General features: G+C 42.7%; 15 protein-coding genes. 7 read left to right on the top strand and 8 right to left on the bottom strand.

Features of this window, described 5'->3' with window-relative positions:
* Nucleotides 1–7: 7 nt before the first annotated feature.
* Entirely contained in the window at nt 8–487 is a 480-nt protein-coding gene (napF, locus tag MED222_RS19005) for a ferredoxin-type protein NapF (RefSeq protein ID WP_017097479.1), read from the bottom strand.
* A gap of 253 nt (nt 488–740) precedes the next feature.
* Between napF and narQ the strand changes: the two genes are divergently transcribed.
* On the top strand, nt 741–2,471 hold the full coding sequence (narQ, locus tag MED222_RS19010; RefSeq protein ID WP_009845451.1) for a nitrate/nitrite two-component system sensor histidine kinase NarQ: 1,731 nt from the start codon (nt 741–743) through the stop codon (nt 2,469–2,471).
* Nucleotides 2,458–3,090 (top strand): response regulator, encoded by a 633-nt coding sequence (locus tag MED222_RS19015; RefSeq protein WP_009845450.1) that lies wholly within the window; start codon nt 2,458–2,460, stop codon nt 3,088–3,090. The genes narQ and MED222_RS19015 overlap by 14 nt, the downstream gene beginning before the upstream one ends.
* A gap of 219 nt (nt 3,091–3,309) precedes the next feature.
* Here MED222_RS19015 and dcuC read toward each other — a convergent pair whose 3' ends face one another.
* Together dcuC and MED222_RS19025 are read right to left on the bottom strand one after the other, a co-directional pair.
* Nucleotides 3,310–4,677, bottom strand: a complete 1,368-nt coding sequence (dcuC, locus tag MED222_RS19020; RefSeq protein ID WP_009845449.1) for an anaerobic C4-dicarboxylate transporter DcuC — start codon at nt 4,675–4,677, stop codon at nt 3,310–3,312.
* A 566-nt stretch (nt 4,678–5,243) separates the two neighbouring features.
* Entirely contained in the window at nt 5,244–5,960 is a 717-nt protein-coding gene (locus MED222_RS19025; protein WP_009845448.1) for a GntR family transcriptional regulator, read from the bottom strand.
* A gap of 317 nt (nt 5,961–6,277) precedes the next feature.
* Between MED222_RS19025 and mngA the strand changes: the two genes are divergently transcribed.
* From mngA to manA, 4 genes are all read left to right on the top strand, one after another.
* A complete protein-coding gene (mngA, locus tag MED222_RS19030; RefSeq protein ID WP_009845447.1) occupies nt 6,278–8,212 on the top strand; it encodes a PTS 2-O-a-mannosyl-D-glycerate transporter subunit IIABC in 1,935 nt (644 codons plus the stop codon).
* A 237-nt stretch (nt 8,213–8,449) separates the two neighbouring features.
* The gene (gene mngB / locus MED222_RS19035) at nt 8,450–11,089 is read left to right on the top strand and encodes a mannosylglycerate hydrolase (RefSeq protein ID WP_009845446.1); all 2,640 of its coding nucleotides are present in this window, start codon (nt 8,450–8,452) and stop codon (nt 11,087–11,089) included.
* Nucleotides 11,090–11,134: 45 nt separating this feature from the next.
* Nucleotides 11,135–12,301: a glycerate kinase gene (locus tag MED222_RS19040; protein WP_009845445.1), complete on the top strand. Its 1,167-nt coding sequence runs from the start codon at nt 11,135–11,137 to the stop codon at nt 12,299–12,301.
* 2 nt (nt 12,302–12,303) lie between these two features.
* Nucleotides 12,304–13,491: a mannose-6-phosphate isomerase, class I gene (gene manA, locus MED222_RS19045; RefSeq protein WP_009845444.1), complete on the top strand. Its 1,188-nt coding sequence runs from the start codon at nt 12,304–12,306 to the stop codon at nt 13,489–13,491.
* Between the two features lie 393 nt (nt 13,492–13,884).
* Here manA and MED222_RS19050 read toward each other — a convergent pair whose 3' ends face one another.
* Together MED222_RS19050 and MED222_RS19055 are read right to left on the bottom strand one after the other, a co-directional pair.
* Nucleotides 13,885–14,175, bottom strand: a complete 291-nt coding sequence (locus MED222_RS19050; protein WP_009845443.1) for a putative quinol monooxygenase — start codon at nt 14,173–14,175, stop codon at nt 13,885–13,887.
* A gap of 276 nt (nt 14,176–14,451) precedes the next feature.
* Nucleotides 14,452–15,594 (bottom strand): acyl-CoA desaturase, encoded by a 1,143-nt coding sequence (locus tag MED222_RS19055; protein WP_009845442.1) that lies wholly within the window; start codon nt 15,592–15,594, stop codon nt 14,452–14,454.
* A 166-nt stretch (nt 15,595–15,760) separates the two neighbouring features.
* On the opposite strand from MED222_RS19055, the gene MED222_RS19060 reads away from it, so the two are divergent.
* Nucleotides 15,761–16,306, top strand: a complete 546-nt coding sequence (locus MED222_RS19060; protein ID WP_009845441.1) for a GNAT family N-acetyltransferase — start codon at nt 15,761–15,763, stop codon at nt 16,304–16,306.
* 185 nt (nt 16,307–16,491) lie between these two features.
* Here the strand turns inward: MED222_RS19060 and ylqF are convergent, their stop codons facing one another.
* The 3 genes from ylqF to MED222_RS19075 all read right to left on the bottom strand — a co-directional run bounded on the left by ylqF (nt 16,492) and on the right by MED222_RS19075 (nt 18,970).
* Complete coding sequence (ylqF, locus tag MED222_RS19065) at nt 16,492–17,427, bottom strand: ribosome biogenesis GTPase YlqF (RefSeq protein ID WP_009845440.1); 936 nt, start codon at nt 17,425–17,427, stop codon at nt 16,492–16,494.
* 166 nt (nt 17,428–17,593) lie between these two features.
* Nucleotides 17,594–17,908: a c-type cytochrome gene (locus MED222_RS19070; protein WP_009845439.1), complete on the bottom strand. Its 315-nt coding sequence runs from the start codon at nt 17,906–17,908 to the stop codon at nt 17,594–17,596.
* A gap of 378 nt (nt 17,909–18,286) precedes the next feature.
* Nucleotides 18,287–18,970, bottom strand: coding sequence for a helix-turn-helix domain-containing protein (locus MED222_RS19075; protein ID WP_009845438.1), 684 nt, complete (start codon nt 18,968–18,970; stop codon nt 18,287–18,289).
* Nucleotides 18,971–18,973: the final 3 nt, after the last annotated feature.

The following is an 18,973-nucleotide window of genomic DNA, read 5'->3' as shown; positions in this document are numbered from 1 at the left end:
TTTTGTTTTATGCATTACTCACAAGAATAGCCGAAGTAGGGCAAACTGCTACGCAGGCTCCACAACCGCTACACTCATCTAACTCGATTTTTGGTAGAGCAACACTGCCTGCTCTAAGTTGAAATTGAATCGCCATAGGTTCACACATGTCACCACAGCTTCGGCATTCAACATTTTGTTGGGCCAAGCATTTATCAGAGATAGTTGCTTTTGCCAGCCAAGGCGTTTCTTCCTCGGGTTTAAAAATTGGCTCTGGACAAACGTCTGCACATTGATAACAGAATGTACATTCGTCTTTTGAGAAGTCGACAGTAGGAAAACCACCGTCGCCGACAATGATGATGTGTGTCTCGCAACTTTCGATGCATTTACCACAACGTGTACAATCATCTGCGAAGCTTTCTAGACTTTTAATCCAAGGCAATCGAATTTGGCTTGAATCTACTTTTCGCCTAGAAAATAGGCGTCGTCTCGATAGGTCTACCACTAAATGCCTACTAATGTTGCTAAGATGTTGTAATTGTAGATCATTGTTTCGTTAATATCTTGTCATTTATCCTCACAAGTAGTGTAGTTTTAGAAATATTTGTATAAATACCCCTTAAGGGCTAAATAGGATCCTATATTGTCTTAGATCAATAAATTATGAAGCGTTTGGTCACATATTGAATGGAGCTCTGTTTTTTGATGTGTGACAATAGGTTCCCGATAGCCATTTTTATACCTTCAGGATATTAACTTTGCTTATTAAACCTGTTTCATCTGTGACGAGTACAATAGCTAAATCATTGCTATTTATATTGCTCCTTTCAGTTGCCACCACCGGTTTTGCTATTTTTACATTGGCGTCCAGCCTTAATGATGCCGAGGCGGTTAATGTGGCTGGCTCGATGCGCATGCAAAGCTACCGTTTAGCGCATGATATTCAAATAGAATCAGTGGATTACGATTCTCATATTCGTGAATTTGAAAGTTCCCTTTATTCCACATCGATGACTAATTTGGTGAGTTGGGAAGTGCCAACTGATATTACAAATGATTATTATTTAATAATTGGCCGTTGGCATGAATTGAAGCAGGTCTTAAATAGCGAAGATAGAAAACACTACCTGGTACTTGTTGAAAATTTTGTTATTGAAATCGACCGCTTTGTTTTTAAGTTACAAGAATTTTCAGAAAATAAATTAATTAAATTGGCATGGGCTGGTGGTATAGGTCTAGGTGGAATACTCGTCATATCTCTTTTTGTTGTTCATTTTGTACGTAAACAAGTTGTTAAGCCTCTACACGCTCTCGTTAGAGCTAGCCAGAGAATAAAAAATAGTGATTTCGAGGTTAAGTTGGAGGTTACCAACAATAATGAACTGGGCATTTTGACCAAAACATTTAACTCGATGGCGAAAGATTTAGGCGTGCTGTATCGAAACCTTGAAGATGTTGTCGATGCCAAGACGGTTGAGTTACAAAATGCCAACCAATCATTGCAAGCACTCTATTATTCTTCTCAAGAACTCACGGTAACGCGTGTTGCACCGGAAAATTTCCGAGCTATTTTGCAGCACTTGGTCAGCCTAGAAGGGATTGAATCGCTAAGGTTAGAAATAGTCGATAATTCGGGACGTTCTTTGATTATGGATGAAGGTTACGACCCGACTTGCGATTATGAAAAGTTTGAAATGAAACTGGATGATAACGAGCTTGTTTTGGGCTATCTGTATTGCTCATATCATCACGGTCATTCAACTAAGACGCTAATTGAGAGTTTTATTCAACTGTTATCGAGAGCTATATACTATAATCGCGCTCAAAAGAAAGCTGAGCAGCTTATTATTATGGAAGAGCGAGCGACGATTGCGCGTGAACTGCATGATTCATTGGCCCAATCGCTGTCGTATTTAAAAATCCAAGTGACATTGTTAAAGCGTGTTATTGGTAAACTTCCGGAACACAAACATCGAGAGCAGTCTGAGCAGATAGCATCTGAGATAGGGAATGGGTTAGCCGGTGCCTATACTCAATTGAGAGAGCTACTCACCACATTTAGGTTATCCATCAAAGAGGGTAGCTTTGGAGATGCTTTGAGCACCATGCTAGAGCAACTTAGTGAAAGAACCGATGCGAAGATTAAATTAACTAATAACCTTTCATCGCTAGAGCTTGATGCGCACAGTCAGGTTCACTTGCTTCAATTGATTCGTGAAGCAACAATAAACGCAATAAAACACGCCAATGCCGACTTGATAGATGTATGCTGTATCGATGAGGACGGACAAGTATTAGTCGTGATTAAAGATAATGGAGAAGGCTTTGACCCAAGTAGTTCGAAGATGAACCACTACGGAATGAGTATTATGCAGGAGCGTGCGGCAAGACTGAATGGTGACTTAACGATTGAAGCGGCTCAAGGTGAGGGCTGTACAGTCATATTGAAATATAAAAGTTTAAAGGAAGTTAAAGTTGACGATTTGTAAAGTAATGTTGGTTGATGATCATCCATTGATGCGCAGAGGTATAAGCCAATTACTGAGCTTTGAAGATGAATTTGAAGTGATTGCAGAAGCAAGTAACGGTACTGAAGCGGTCGCTCTTGCCCATGAAGAAGAACCTGATTTGATCCTGTTGGATCTGAATATGAAAGGCATGTCTGGGCTAGATACTCTGAAAGCACTTCGTACTGATGGTTCAAGCGCTAACATCGTTATTTTAACGGTTTCTGATAGCCCTGCGGATATCGAAGCGATTGTTAAAGCGGGCGCTGATGGTTACTTACTGAAAGATACTGAACCCGATGAGTTGATTGAACTGCTTAAGCAAGCACATAGCGGCGATAAGGCATACAGCAGTGTGGTAGCTCGCTATTTGAATGATGCTGACAGTCGAAATGATATCTTCGACCAACTGACTGAACGTGAAATGCAAATTCTTCAAGAAGTCGCGAAAGGTTACCGTAACAAGCAGATCGCCGATCACCTGTTTATTTCTGAATCGACAGTTAAGGTACATATGAAGAGTTTGTTGAAAAAGCTGCAAGTGCCTTCTCGTACCGCAGCAACCGTTCTTTATTTAGAACGTTATGGTGACATGAAGTAGGGCTTGTTCTTTTTAAGTAATACTATTTAAAGCTGTGCTGTTTCAATCCCTTGTGACATTTTTAGTGTCATGCTCCAATAGATAGAGTTTTGAATTCTCTAATTAATATGACGCAAAAAAGGCGCTGAACTTATTAAGTTCAGCGCCTTTTTGTTAGGGCATTTTATATCGGCATCTCTATCTTAGCTTGTATCAGTCTAGATAGAGTGTTTCTTTAAGTTAAGCTGCCATTGGAACCAATACCAGCGTACCAAAGATAACCGTGATAAGACCACAGATTACTGGAACAGAAGTACGTTTTACAACTTCAAACGGGCTGATTTTACCCATACCCGATGTCGCAACAATTACGCCAGATACTGGAGAAATGGTACGGCCTAGGTTAGATGCTTGAAGCATAGGGATGATTAGGAACGCTGGGTTCAAGCCCATTTTCGCCGCTAGTGATGGAGCCAGTTCTACGAATGCATAGAAAGGCGCGTTACCAGAACCTGTCGCGATAGCTGCAGCAACCGTTAAACCTGTTAGGATAAGCATCAATGCGATACCGCCTGCGCCTGCAGATTCAGCAAGACCGATTAGGTTATCAATCGCACCGATAGACATTAGACCTTGAGCAAATACGCCCGCCGCAACCAACAACATTACCACGCCTTTGAACGCGTCAGCCATGCCTTGGTAGCAAGAATCTAAGTCTTCTAATGTTTTCTCGCCGTCAAACTTCTTAACAACGTAATCGATAACTGCGCCCACGAAGATAGAACCTACAACAATGGTGTAGATATCAAGTGAAAGCCCTGGAATCGTACGACCGTTGAATAGGAAAACGCCGATGATAGGTAGGAATGGCAGTGCAGCGTAGAAAGCCGGTGCTGTTGTTTCGATTTCAGAAACGTCTACTTTTTCCATTGGCGTGTTTTCTTTTTTATCTAGGTATTTGTTCCAGAAGAAAGCCGCGCCAGCCATCACGATGATTGCACAGATAGAAACAGGCAATACTGTTTGAACAGCAAACACATCAAGAGACATGCCTGATTTTTCAGCTGCGATAACCACATCACCAGAGGTTGGTGAAAGAATGATTGCTGCAGGTGATGCACAAACGGCAACCGCTGCTGGGCGTGAAATACCCATCGCCGTCATCATTGGGAATAGGGTCGCCATCAGTAACACACCAAGGCCTGTTGCAGAACTTACTGCTAGAGACATTAGACACGCTACGATGTAAGCCGCAACAAGAAGTACATAGGGAGATTTAATAGCAGCAAGCGGTTTAGAGAACTGTTTCACTACTACGTTGTTAGCACCAATGTGCGTCATGTAAGAAGCAAAACCACAAAGAAGCATGATTTGCATGCCTAGGCCGCCTCCACGGTACTGAAGCATGTACTTAACAAATTCGAGTGAGTCGGTAACCATGTTACCTGTTGAAGCGACCTTAGCTGGTAAGACTGTGTGACCAATAAGGCCAGTAATAAGAAGTAGGGCAAGGCCAGCAGTTAGTAATACGCCTGCCGCTTTATAGCCTTTCACAATAAAGTAACCAACAGCGATGGTAATTACTAATCCGATCAAGAGCTCTAACATAGAAATCTCCACAAAGTTTAAAAAATATAAGAAAGTGTTTCAGAATATGACAATGAATGTACAGAAAACTGCACTGTGGCACGAGGCATAGTTGAGGTTGGTATGATCTAAGACAAACATTTTTTTCGATGTTAATTGTGGTTGTAAATATTGATTAACCACTGTTGTTTGGATGTTAATAAACAAATTTTGTGACTCCCTAGAATATAACTTGGATCACCTTTGCTTGTTTTAGTTTCATATGACAGGAAGGGTTGGATAACTTTAGCCGTTGATGTGCAAATGGTGATAATAGCGAGAAAAATAGAGTTATATGGGGCAAGAGACGAACGGGCGATTTGATGTGGGGAGCACAATCAAAGTGTTACAGCCTTATGATGTTTTAGAGTGGTTTTAATGCTATCGAGCACTACGCGTTGAAGCCTGGAGGGAGATTTAATTCTCGGTGATCAAATCACACAACGCGTATCTGGTGTGTGATTTGGTATTAAAGGCGAAAGAAGCTCTAAGTGTGGAAGAGCTTCTTTGGTGCATTCGTTTAGGTAAACCAAAGCCTATAGTATTGCTTACCTTTGGCGTCTTGCGACCAAAGTAAATCGGTAATCGTTAGACGTGAAGTAGTTACGGCTGTATTCAAACACCGTGTTATTGGCAAGGTAACCGCGAGTACGTTTTTCAATGATAGGCTGAGCTGGGTCAATACCTAGCTGTTTAGCAACATCTTCAGGCGGAAGAATCGGTACCAATTCCTGCTCACTTCTATCAATCACCATGCCTTTGGTGTTCTCAATAAAGTCGTACTTTGATGTCTGCATCACTTGATAGGTGAGATCTGGGAATAGGGCAACAGGTAACCAAGTTTCTTCAACCGTGATTGGATTGTTGTCTATGAAACGAACACGTTTTACGTAGAAAACCAATTCGCCTTCTTTGATATCTAAATGTTCAGACATCGCCAAAGAACACGGCTTCATTTCGAAGGCCAGAACTTCACTGTGTGTAACCACATCCAAATGCGCCCACTTTTCTTGAAAGCTCGACTGTTTGTAGATGTCGTAATTGATCTTGTTCTCTTTGACGTAAGTGCCGCTGCCTTGAACGCTTTCAAGCTCATCGTTTTCGATCAGTAGTTTCAACGCTTGCCTAACCGTCACACGGCTTACCGAGAATACTTCACGCAATTGCGCTTCTGTTGGGAGTGCTTCTCCAACTTTATATTCACCAGAACTGATCTTTTCTCTTATTGCATCGGCGATTTGGCGATACATAGGGAGTCTTGCCATTTTTGCCTCATTTGTGCGCTAGAACAACTAGACTTTGATTAACAACCTGTACCTTAAATACGTAAATTTGCTCTATATAAGCCTTGCTTTAAAGGTTAGTGTGAGCGTCGTATCGGCGTTTTGTAGTACATATAATACAAATTAAACGATACATAACAAGCTTTCTTAAAGGATTTTCCAATACGATTTAAATACAAATTAAATACAAATATGTATTGGTGAGATCGTGATCACGGATTAAATGTCTTGAAGTTGTATTATTCTTCTCGTCGACAGGGACGACTGTCGTACTAATCCGTGACTATGGGACAAAGGTTATGAAACTTACTACTCTAACGAATAAGTCGCTCGTAAATCTGCAAACTACGTTTAGCAGTCGAGAAGAAGCGATTTACGCACTTGCTGACCAACTGGATCAGCAAGGCAAACTGCATAACAAGCAAGAGTATCTTGATGCAGTATTTGCTCGTGAAGAGCAAGGCCCGACAGCGCTTGGCGAAGGCCTAGCAGTACCGCATGGTAAGACTGACGCGGTTAAAGAAGCTGGCTTCGCTGTAGCAACGCTTAAAGAAGACATGAAATGGAAAGGCTTGGATGAAGACGAAGATGTGAATCTTATCTTCCTAATTGCGATTCCAAATGCAGAAGCGGGCTCTACCCACATGCATCTGCTTACCGCACTGACAACTACATTAGTTGACGACGATGTTCGCGAAGCGGTATTAAAAGCGACAACCGCTGAAGAAATCTTTGCGCTTCTTGATGGCGACAATCAACAAGAAGAAAAACAAGACAACTTAGATACAAATGCACCGACAGTTGTATGTGTTACTGCTTGCCCTGCTGGCATTGCTCATACTTATATGGCGGCAGAATATCTTGAAAAGGCGGGCAAAAAGCTTGGCTATAACGTACATGTTGAAAAACAGGGCGCAAACGGTATTGAAGATCGCTTAACGGCTGAGCAATTAAACAATGCTGTGGCGTGTGTTTTTGCTGCTGAAGTGGCGATTAAAGAATCTGAGCGCTTTAACGGCATTCCTCGTATTGAAACACCAGTCGCAGAACCGATTAAACACGGTGAGCGCATTTTAAACGAAGCGATCGAAGAGTCGAAAAAAGGCAACGGTGCAGAGCGTAAAGTAGCTACTGATGATAAACCGAAGAAACTGCCACTGAAAACTGAGCTCAAACAAGCACTGCTTTCTGGTATTTCTTACGCGGTTCCTCTTATCGTTGCTGGTGGTACTGTTCTTGCGGTTGCTGTTCTTATCGCGCAAATTTTTGACCTGCAAGAGCTCTATGCAACAAAAGATTCTTGGCTATGGATGTATCGCAAACTAGGTGGCGGCCTACTGGGTACATTGATGGTGCCAGTACTGGCAGCTTACACAGCTTACTCATTAGCAGATAAACCGGCACTTGGTCCTGGTTTTGCCGCAGGTATTGCAGCAAACATCATTGGCTCTGGTTTCCTAGGCGGTGTTGTTGGTGGTTTGATTGCTGGTTACGTGATGCGTTGGGTAAAAGAGCATGTTCGCTTAGGCCCTGCGTTTAACGGCTTCCTTACTTTCTACCTTTATCCGGTGATCGGTACTTTGGTGGCAGGTAGCTTGATGCTATTTGTTATCGGTAAACCTGTAGCGTTCCTAAACCAAGGTCTAACGGACTGGTTGAACGGTATGTCTGGCACCAATGCGCTGCTATTGGGTGCGATTCTTGGTTTGTTTGTATCATTCGACTTAGGTGGTCCGGTAAACAAAGCCGCTTACGCATTCTGTTTAGGTGCAATGGCGAACGGTGTTTATGGCCCATACGCAATCTTTGGTTCAGTAAAAATGGTATCGGCGTTCACCGTAACGGCTTCAACCATGATTGCTCCACGCCTATTCAAAGACTTTGAGATTGAAACCGGTAAATCTACATGGCTACTTGGCCTAGCGGGTATTACCGAAGGTGCAATCCCAATGGCGATTGAAGATCCAATCCGTGTAATCGGTTCATTCCTACTAGGCTCTGTGGTTACAGGCGCGATGGTTGGTGCGGCAGGTATCGGTCTATCGACTCCGGGTGCAGGTATTTTTTCTATCTTCTTGTTACACGATTCAGGTTTGGGCGCATTCTCTGCTGCTGCAATCTGGTTCGGTGCTGCGCTTGTCGGCACAGTGATTTCAACTGTTACTCTTCTGATGTGGCGTGGTCATGCTGTAAAAAAGGGTAAGTTTGAAGCAAGTACTGCAACACAGAACTAACTAAATTTTGAGCTAACTTCTAACTCGCAATTAAAACACCATATAAAAAATAACGAACAACTTGGCTGTCCTAAATACCTGTGCTCCTAACGGTTTTATTCACACAGATTCTGGGCGTGGTTTTCTGCACCCTAAATTTAGTGGCAGCCAATTTTAACCCCTTGAAAAACTTTAATTTAGTCGTATTTGAGTTCGAATTTTAGATTTACTCGAAGCGACACATTTAGGTAAATGATTATGACTACATCACGCGTACATATTACTCCACACATGCACTGGGATCGTGAATGGTATTTCACAACAGAAGAGTCTCGCATTCTTCTTGTGAACAACATGGAAGAAATCATGAACCGTCTGGAGAGTGATCCAGAATACAAATACTACGTTCTAGATGGTCAAACCGCTGTTCTAGAAGACTACTTTGCGATCAAACCAGAGAACACAGAACGCGTAAAAGCATTGGTTGAAGCGGGCAAGCTTATTATTGGCCCTTGGTATTCTCAAACCGACACAATGCAAGTTTCTGGTGAGTCGATTGTGCGTAACATGATGTATGGCATTCGTGACTGTATGAAATTTGGCGATGCAATGAAGATCGGTTACCTACCAGATTCATTCAGCATGAGCTCACAGCTGCCGATGATCTATAACGGTTTCGACATCACGCGTGCAATGTTTTGGCGTGGTTGTTCAGAGCGTCATGGCACCAACAAAACAGAATTCTTATGGCAGTCTAATGACGGCAGTGAAGTTACGGCACAAGTGCTTCCGCTAGGTTACGCAATTGGCAAATACCTTCCACAAGACGAAGAAGGCTTGCGTGCTCGTTTAGATAAGTACTTCCCAGTGCTAGAAAAGCCATCGGTAACGAAAGACATTTTGCTGCCGAATGGCCATGACCAAATGCCGATTCAAAAAGACATCTTTGAAGTAATGGACAAACTTCGCGAAATCTACCCAGATCGTGAATTCTCAATGAGTCGTTACGAAGAAGTGTTCGAGAAAGTAGAAGCGGCGCGCGACCAACTCGACACAATTAAAGGCGAGTTCAACGACGGTAAATACATGCGTGTTCACCGTACGATCTCTTCTACGCGTATGGATATCAAACTGATCCACGCAGAAATCGAAAACAAGATTGTAAACATCTTAGAACCACTAGCGTCTATCGCTTGGACATTAGGCTTTGAATACCACCATGGTTTGATTGAGAAAATGTGGAAAGAGAGCATGAAGAACCACGCTCATGACTCGATTGGCTGCTGTTGTTCTGACAAGGTTCACGCTGAGATCCTAAACCGTTACATCCTTGCGGACGATATGGCGACCAACCTGATTCATTTCTACAAGCGTAAGATTGTTGACCACATGCCAGATCGCGAAGGTTGCGACAAGTTGGCGATGTTTAACCTTTCTCCATATGAGCGTGAAGAAGTGGTTAACACGACTATCACTATCCGTGCTCAAGAGTTCTCTATTTTTGATGAAAACGAAAACCCTGTTGAATACTTCATCCAAGATAAACGCCAAATTGACCCAGGTAAAGTAGACCGTCAAATCGTTCACTACGGTAACTACGACCCGTTCATGGAGTTTGATATTCAGATCAAACGTACTGTGCCAGCGATGGGCTTCACCACGTTACACATCCAAGGTAACGAGAAGGGCGCAGTAAAAGTTGCAGAACAAAAAGACTACTTGCTAGAGAACGAGTACTACCGAATCAATGTAAACGACAACGGTACTCTGACTATTTTCGATAAAGAGACAGAGCAAGTATTCGACCAAGTACTTCGTTTAGAAGACGGTTCTGATGACGGCGATGAGTACGATTACTCTCCATCTCGTCAAGAATGGTTGCTGTACTCAGATGAGTTCCCGGTAGAAACATCGATTGATCACCAAGGCTTTCAATCGGTAGCGAACATCGCTTTCCGCATGAACGTGCCTGCAAACCTTGCAGAGCGTGAAGAACGTACGGGTCAAAACGGATTCGTTGAAGCGCAATGCCAAGTGGTATTGAAGCAAGGTTCTCGCCGCATTGAAGTTCGTATGGAACTAGACAACCAAGCCGACGACCACCGTGTACGTGTGCTAGTACCAACGCCATTCGTTTCTGAAACTGTGGTTGCAGATAACCAGTTCGGTTGTATTACTCGACCAACCAATGACCCTGCTATGGCGGTTTGGGAAGAAGAGAAGTGGAAAGAAGCGCCAGTTCCTGTGTATCAGTCAATGAACTTCGCAGCGCTAGAAAACGGCAAAGCGGGTATGGCGATTATGTCGAATGGCCTGCGTGAATTTGAAGTGATTGCTTCGCAAGGCGACGATAATAGAGATACGTTCGCACTAACGTTGTTCCGCGGTATCGGTGTATTGGGTAAAGAAGAGTTATTGCTTCGTCCGGGTCGCCCTTCCGGTATCAAGATCCCGACACCGGACTCACAAGTACGCGGCAAGTTAGTGTGTGAATTCACTCTATGCGGTTTCTCTGGTAACCATATTGACGCGAACGTCATGGCGCAAGCACGTGACAATGTCACTCAAATCGAATGCTACAACAAGATCCCTTACAACGCGATGAAGCTGAATGTGGGCGAGCAAAACCTACCGATGAGCTTCAGCTTGTTATCGAAGCAACAAGCAGGTGCGGTACTGAGTGTACTGAAGAAAGCGGAAGATGAAGATGCGTTGATCATGCGTGTCTACAACCCGGCAGAAACAGGTTCTGTGTCAGATTCAATTTCGTTCACTCAAGCAGTTTCAAGCTGGAAAGAGACAAGCATGGATGAGCGCGTACGCGAAGGTGATGTAGCAACTGAAGACTTCGGCCAGCTGGCATCTTGCCAAGCAAAAACATTCCAAGTCAAATTCTAATTTCAATCACCCGCTCATCTTGGTGGGCGGGAATGGTGAACGACAATGAAAATTGTAATTGCCCCCGATTCATTTAAAGAATCACTCGACGCGCATCAAGTTGCGTCTTGTATTGAGCGTGGATTTGCCGACGTTTTCCCTCATGCAGAGTTTGTGAAAATGCCACTCGCTGATGGTGGTGAAGGCACGGTAGACGTGTTGCTAGAGGCGCTCAATGGTAAGAAACAAGGGTTGCAAACGATGGACCCAATCGGACGTGAATGCACAGCTTACTGGGCGTCGTTAGAGCAGACTTTTGATGGAATTAAGGTGAAAACTGCCTTGTTGGAATTTGCTCAAGCATCGGGCTTAGACCGATTAACGGTAGAAGAAAGATCACCTTTAACTGCATCTTCGTTTGGCACAGGGCTATTGATTAAAGATGCTTTAGATCAAGGCGTTGAACAAATCATTATCGGCTTGGGCGGTAGCGCAACCAACGATGCAGGTGCAGGAATTTTACAAGCATTGGGAGGCAAGTTATTAGACAAGCAAGGCAACGAGCTATCTGGTGGCGGCGCCGAGTTAAGCCAGTTAGCAAGCATCGATCTTGATGGACTGCACCCTAGATGCAAAGAAATCACGTTCGTGGTCGCGTGTGATGTGAATAATCCACTGTGTGGCGAAAGCGGAGCCAGTGCCGTGTTTGGTCCACAGAAGGGAGCATCAAAAGCTCAAGTTGAACAACTTGATATTGCGATCGGTCACTTTGCCGATATCGCTCAAGCACATACGGGTACTAATCATCGCGACACAGCTGGTTTTGGTGCGGCTGGTGGTACACCTCTGGGGTTAAGTCTTGCCTTCAATATCCAAATTAAAGCGGGTATTGAGATGGTATTAGATGCTTTGGATGCAGATAAGGTTCTTGAAGGTGCTTCACTGGTCGTGACCGGAGAGGGGCAGATGGACAACCAAACCCTGCAAGGTAAAACACCTTTCGGTATCGCTCAGAGAGCTCAAAAGCTGAGTATTCCAACCATTGGAATAGCGGGCTCTTTGGGGCAAGACGTTGAAAAGCTTTACGGTTCAATGTCTAGCTTATTTGGAACCGTACGTTCACCTCAGTCTTTAGACCAAGTTTTATTAGAAGCGAATCAAAACCTGACTCGTACTGCCCGTAATATCGCCGCCACGCTCAAGCTTGGCAGCCAGATTTTTAATGAGAAGTAATTATGTCTCTATTTAAACTCGACAACGTTATTCAAAACTACGCATGGGGAAGCAAAGACTCCATTAACCAACTGTTTGGTATTGTGAACCCAAACCAAGAACCTCAAGCAGAAATTTGGATGGGTGCTCATCCTAATGGTTGCTCCAAAGTAGGCGATACCGGTGAGCCGCTTTCTCACATGATTGATGAAAATAGGATCGATGTCTTAGGTGGGTACACGGCGGCACGTTTCGGTGAGCTACCTTTCTTATTTAAGGTGTTAGCAGCTGAAACACCGTTGTCGATTCAGGTTCACCCCAACAAGCGCAAATCAGAATTAGGTTTTGAGCGAGAGAATGCACTTGGCATCCCTTTGAATGCGTCTAATCGTAACTACAAAGATCCAAACCATAAGCCTGAGTTGGTTTATGCGTTGACCTTTTACAAAGCGATGAATGGCTTTCGTCCAATCGACGATATTATTGCCTTGTTCGAAGAAGCCGATATTCCTTCGTTAGCGATTGAACTTAATGTGCTTAAAGCCAATGCCGACAGTGATTCTCTGAAGTCTTTCTTTAGCGCCATTATGTCTCTTGAAGGTGACCGTAAAGCGTCTGCGCTTAATGAGCTTTATGCTGCACATGCGCGACCAGCTAAAACGGTCATGGGGCGTGAAGCTCTGCAATACAGCATTGAATTCAAACAGCACTATCCGGGTGATATTGGTTTGTTTGCCCCATTGATGCTCAACACGGTTGAACTGGCGCCCGGTGAAGCGATGTTCCTGTTCGCAGAAACACCTCACGCTTATGTTCAAGGCACAGGTTTGGAGATTATGGCAAACTCAGACAATGTGCTGCGCGCCGGTCTTACACCCAAATACATAGACGTTCCTGAGCTTATCGATAACACGATCTTTGAGCCGATTAAGCCAGAAGATATTCGTCTTAAGCCTGTATTGAAAGAGGGCAAGATGAGCTATCCGATTCCAGTGGATGACTTTGGCTTTGATATCTTGTCTGCGACTGATGAGAGCAAGTCACAGTATTTACGTAGCGCGGAGATCTTGTTCTGTGTGGAAGGAGAGGCGACCGTCACTTCAGAAGGACGGTCAGTTTCTCTTAAACCCGGAGAATCGGTCTTTGTAAGTAGTAATTCAAGTGTTTACCAATATCAAGGGAATGGCATTTTGGCTCGTGCTTTTAACTAGTGCCCCCGTGCTAGCGATCAGCAAAAGAAATGTCAGAGTGCCACTGTAAAGAGGCACTCAATATTGGATTGATGGTTGTTATACCAATCACAGTAAGTAAGTGATCAGAAATAGCGCAGGAAAAAGACTGGAGAACAAGGCAGAATTTTTCGATAAGTAGTTATTCTACAATCAAAAATTCTAACGCAGTTATCAAGTTTTTGAACCAGCTAGGCTGACAGTTATTTACTACGATTGGTATTATCTATCTGTCTTTGACAGTCATGATTATTGACCATACCCGCTACTCTGGCGGGTTTTTTCATTATTAGAATGAGCGGATATAAGCTTGTAGAAACGAAAAACCCTGCGATCAGAGCAGGGTTTTCTATTGAATCAGTACTGAGTGACTGGTTAGGCAATGTGCGTCATTTTATTAAGCACAAAGGTTTCAATACAACCTTCAGTCGCAGCCATGTACTCAGCGATGTGTTGGCTCGCTAAGTGTTTCTCTAGGTGAGCTTCAGACTCCCAGTTCTCATGAAAAACGAAGTGAGCAGGGTTACTGTTATCTTGGTGTAAGTCGTAGTTTATACAACCGTCTTCAACACGGGTTCTATCGATCAATTTAATCATCTCTGATTTAACTAGCTCAGTTTTGTCTTCTTTAGAGACGATCGTTGCAATAATAGTCAGTTTGCTCATTTTCAATTCCTTAGATTTAAACTCAGTAAGTTAAAGTAATATAAGTATAAATTCAGGTTGAAGAAAGAGTTCTGGAATCCAATAACTATGGTTCTTGAAGTCCACAATTTAGACTTGACAGTATTTGGCTAATGGCTAATGGCTAATGGCTAATGGCAAATAGGTTACGCTCATAAAAAAGCCCTCATAGTAATATGAGGGCTTCAAATAAGAGTCAAGCAGTGTCGTTACTGGTACATTAAGCGGACTACTCAGCCTTAAGTATATTGTTCTACCTTAAGCATACTGTTCCACTGTCATTGCCCAATTTTTTTTCTGTTGCTCAAAATTCATTTTGATTTGTTGGTAACGAACTTTAAGTAGAGAGTGTTCGTACTTCTTCACAACATCTTCGCGTTTGCTTTCAAGTAGCTGCTTTTTGACTTCGTAATACTCGTTCATGTTTGATACTAGAGCATCGAATTCTTGTTGAAGTTTGTCCGCGATTTGCTGCTTGTCGGCACGATGCATGATCTTTTGCTGCGTGCGTTTAAGTAACATTGATGCTTCTGCTTTTTCGATACGAGCTTGAGGGGTTTTCTTAAGCTTGCTTGCCAATCCCATCAAAGAAGCACTCTTGATCAACCATTTTGTAGGATCGTATTGCCACCAGTAGATGCCGTTGCGGTAATCGTTCTCAAAGATGTGGTGGAAGTTGTGGTAGCCTTCGCCAAAAGTTAGAACCGCTAACACACCGTTATCACGGGCCGTGTTTTTGTCGGTAAAAGGTTGGCTACCCCAGATGTGAGCAAGAGAGTTAATGAAGAATGTCGTGTGATGGTTAAGCACCAAACGAACAGCACCTACGATTAACAACATGCCAAGTACGTCACCGTAAATAACACCCAATGCGATAGGAACACCGAAGTTCATTAGCAATGCCAACAGAACATAGTGCTTGTGCTGCCACATAACAATTTTGTCTTTCTTTAAATCTCGACAATTTTCATAATTTTCATACATCGAGGTGCTGTAGTTACGAATCATCCACCCGATGTGAGAATACCAAAAACCACGTTTTGCTGAGTATGGGTCTTTGTCGTTGTTATCTACATGTTTGTGGTGCACACGGTGATCAGAAGACCAGTGTAACGCGCTGTTCTGCAGGGCAAATGCGCCACCTAGTGCAAACAGGAATCTTAGGCTTGAATGCGCTTCAAACGCTTTGTGTGACCATAAGCGATGATAACCCGTCGTGATTGAAAGGTTACAGAACGTAAAGCAGATCGCTAGCCATATCCAGTGCTCCATACCATAGCCAAAAAAGTAGCCATAAACGGGAGCTGCAACAACAGCAAGCAGCATACTAAAAGAGAATACAAAAATATTGAGCCAGATTAATGGCGGCTTTTTTGTAGATTGTTTGTCGGCACTATTCATTAGCAAATTTCCATTGAGCTTACATCTGTGCGCTAGAATATCAGCGTACACGTGTAAGTCAATATTGAAAGTGTAAACGTGTATTAGTATGTTTTGCTTAAATATTGTATAAAGGTAGTGTGAAATGTAGTAGCAAGTCATAAATGGAAGTACTAAGGGCTAATAAATGGAAATTAAGGTAGCTGAATATAAAGATTATGAGCGGATTGCCCAATTACACGCGGATAGCTGGAAGCTATATTATCGTGGCATTCTTGCTGATGATTACTTAGAAAATGATGTTTTGGAGGACAGATCTGTTATTTGGCAGACTCGTTTGATTAACCCTCCTTTTAACCAACATGTTTTATTGCTTGAAGAGGGCGGTTTACTGGTTGGTTTCGTCTGCGCGTTTGGTAATCACAACTTTGAGCGTGGCACGTTCATCGATGCGTTACATGTAGATAATGCCTATCGCGGTCGTGGTGTTGGTAAGCGTTTATTGTCTGAATTATCGAAGTGGTTGCAGCAATACTATTCGGATTCAGGTCTGTACCTAGAGGTGATGTCTGAAAATCACCAAGCGATTGCTTTTTATCAAGCGATTGGTGGTAAAGAAGAGCTAGAGCAAGTTTGGAATGCACCATGTGGAAGTCAAGTGAATGAGAAGGTGATTTCTTGGAGCTCTCCCGTTGAACTTGAACAGAAAACAGCAAGCATTGTGTATTCTTAGTCACTTCAAGTTGAATAATGGTTCCTTGCTCAACAGCTGCCTCTTACTGAAGTTGCTTTAAAGCTGAAGAACAAACCAAAAAGCCCCGAGCATTAAATTGTTCGGGGCTTTTTTGATTAGATTAGACACTTCAATTATTTGGCACTTAGTCGCACCATGTGATTTTTTCTTAAAACGAAGAGAGATTAACGCTTGTTCTTCAAGTAACGCTTACGACGCTCTTCTTTTTTCTTAATCTGTTGTTCGGCTTTCAGCGCAGCCGCTTCTTCAACTTCGATCAGTTCTTGTGTGATCATTTCTGGTAGCTCTAACGTTACTTTACCTAAAGTACCATTACGCAGTTCGTGAAGTAGGATTTCCGAACATTTGTGAATGTCGATATGACCACCAGCACGAAGTGCGCCACGCTTACGACCAATCGCTTCCATTAATTCGATGTCAGACTCTGGAAGCTCTTCAATTTGGTAGCGTTCTTGCAAAAGGTTAGGGTATTGCTTTGCAAGGTACTCGACTGTGTAGAATGCCACTTCATCGTATTCCATTGCCGTATCTTTTACAGCGCCTGTTGCAGCCAAGCGGAAGCCACTGTGTGGGTTTTCTACTTTAGGCCATAGGATTCCAGGAGTATCTGAAAGGATCACGCCATTTTGTAGATTGATACGTTGTTGACGACGAGTTACCGCAGGTTGGTTACCAGTAACCGCGATCGTACGTCCCGCTAAACAGTTGATGATGGTCGATTTACCCACGTTCGGGATGCCCATGATCATTGTACGAATGTTCTTACCCATCTGTTCACGGTGCGGTGCTAACTTACGCACGAGCTCCATAACGTGGTTCACTTCTTCTTTAGCGCTAGTAGTAATCGCAATCGCTTTAACGCCTTGCTCTTTCTCGAAGTGCTCAATCCAACGCTCAGTAAGCTCAGGATCCGCAAGATCGCGCTTGTTCAACACTTTTACACAAGGCTTATCGCCGCGCAGTGAAGAGATCATTGGGTTTTCACTACTGAACGGGATACGAGCGTCCAGTACTTCGATGATCACATCAACCTGTGGGATAACTTCTTCGATTTCTTTACGGGCTTTATGCATGTGACCCGGAAACCATTGAATAGACATAGAGATAAACCTTGATAAATATATTTGCTGCACATTGTAAGGGTTGGATGATACGTGTAAAGGTATATCTCTCCCGACCTTCAATGAGCTCAGTGAGTTTGCTTGAAGTATAGGCGACTTAGTGATGTTTATTTAACTTAGACTGATCTAATGAAGGTGAAATCCATTACTGTTGTGAAGCATAAAAAGCCGCAATATCTTTCAAGTCTTGATCATTGAGTTTACTCAGTTGTGTTTGCATCATCTCAGCGTAAGCGCCTTGTCTATCACCGTTCTGGTAAGCTTTCATTGTGTTATAGAGGTAAGTTGAATCTTGGCCAGAAAGTTTTGGGTAAGCAGTGTTACTTGTTTCACCCGTGGGGTTATGACAGAAAATGCAACTTGGTGACTTCATTTTACCCAGTTCAGGATCGCCAAAATTAGAGGCATGAAGGCTAGGGGAAAGAGTGAGTAATAGTAAAGTGAAGGAACGGTAAGTCATGCTTTTGCTCCGGTAAAAACATAACAATAAAGCTTACCCTAAGGGGAAGCTCAAGTCCGAATTGCTTTAGATGCTTAATGCTTTAGATATTTTAGAAGCTAATAGTGTTGACAGTTACAACTGACTTCGTTCTGTTAGGCGAGTAGAGGGCTTAAGAAGTGATGTTTTGTGAGTTCAAAAATTCTATTCGTACCTTAGAGGGCAGAATGTAATTAAGTCACTGGTGATATGATTTAAACTTCGTTGTTCAGTCTAACTGTGATTTTATGACGGAGGGGGATAATAGAAGATCACCTTTTCAAGGGCCTAAATTATAATACGATCTGTTGTAAAAATAACTGCAATCCAGTGTCTCTATATTTGTGACTCAAATATTAACTACATGCCTGGTTGTATAATAGTCTCTAAACTATTGATAAAATTTGCTTTTCTTATTGCTTCTTTTCGGTTGGTTACGTTTATTTTTTTATATATATTATATACATGCGTTTTTACTGTACTTTCTGAAATAAATAGTTCACTTGATATCTCTAAATTTGTATCTCCTCTGATAACTCGTTTAAATATTTGAGCTTCTCTTTTTGTAAGGGTAGATAATATTACCTGTGACTTGAATGTTTGGGAGCGCGCATTGGATAAAATATGCGACATTAACTTCCTCGGTAACCATAGGTCGTCATCACAAACCGTTTTCAAGCAACGTGTAAGGTGTTCTACAGGAGCATCTTGATAGATTATGCCCTTTATATTAAACATGTTGAATAGTTGCATTACGGTAATACTCTGTCCGGTAATATCAGAGGGAACGTCATAGATTACCCATTTGTTGGACTCTACTTTTGATAAGGTGATGTAAACATCTTTGATGTCAGCTAAGAGTAAGTAACTAATGAGAATGACATCAAACGTCTTGCGATGATTCGAACGTTCAATGCCTGAAATACATTCGCGACTAAAACAAAAGTCACTGTATTTCTCTATTTCTCGTTGAATAAACTGGTTATTTATACCGTTATCGCCAATTAGGAGCATGTGCTTTAAATTATTTTTACTGTTATGCATACT

The organism is Vibrio sp. MED222, assembly GCF_000153005.1.
Lineage (GTDB): Bacteria > Pseudomonadota > Gammaproteobacteria > Enterobacterales > Vibrionaceae > Vibrio > Vibrio tasmaniensis_A.
Note: the sequence above shows the minus strand (reverse complement) of the source record. Positions and strands in the feature narration are given on the sequence as shown.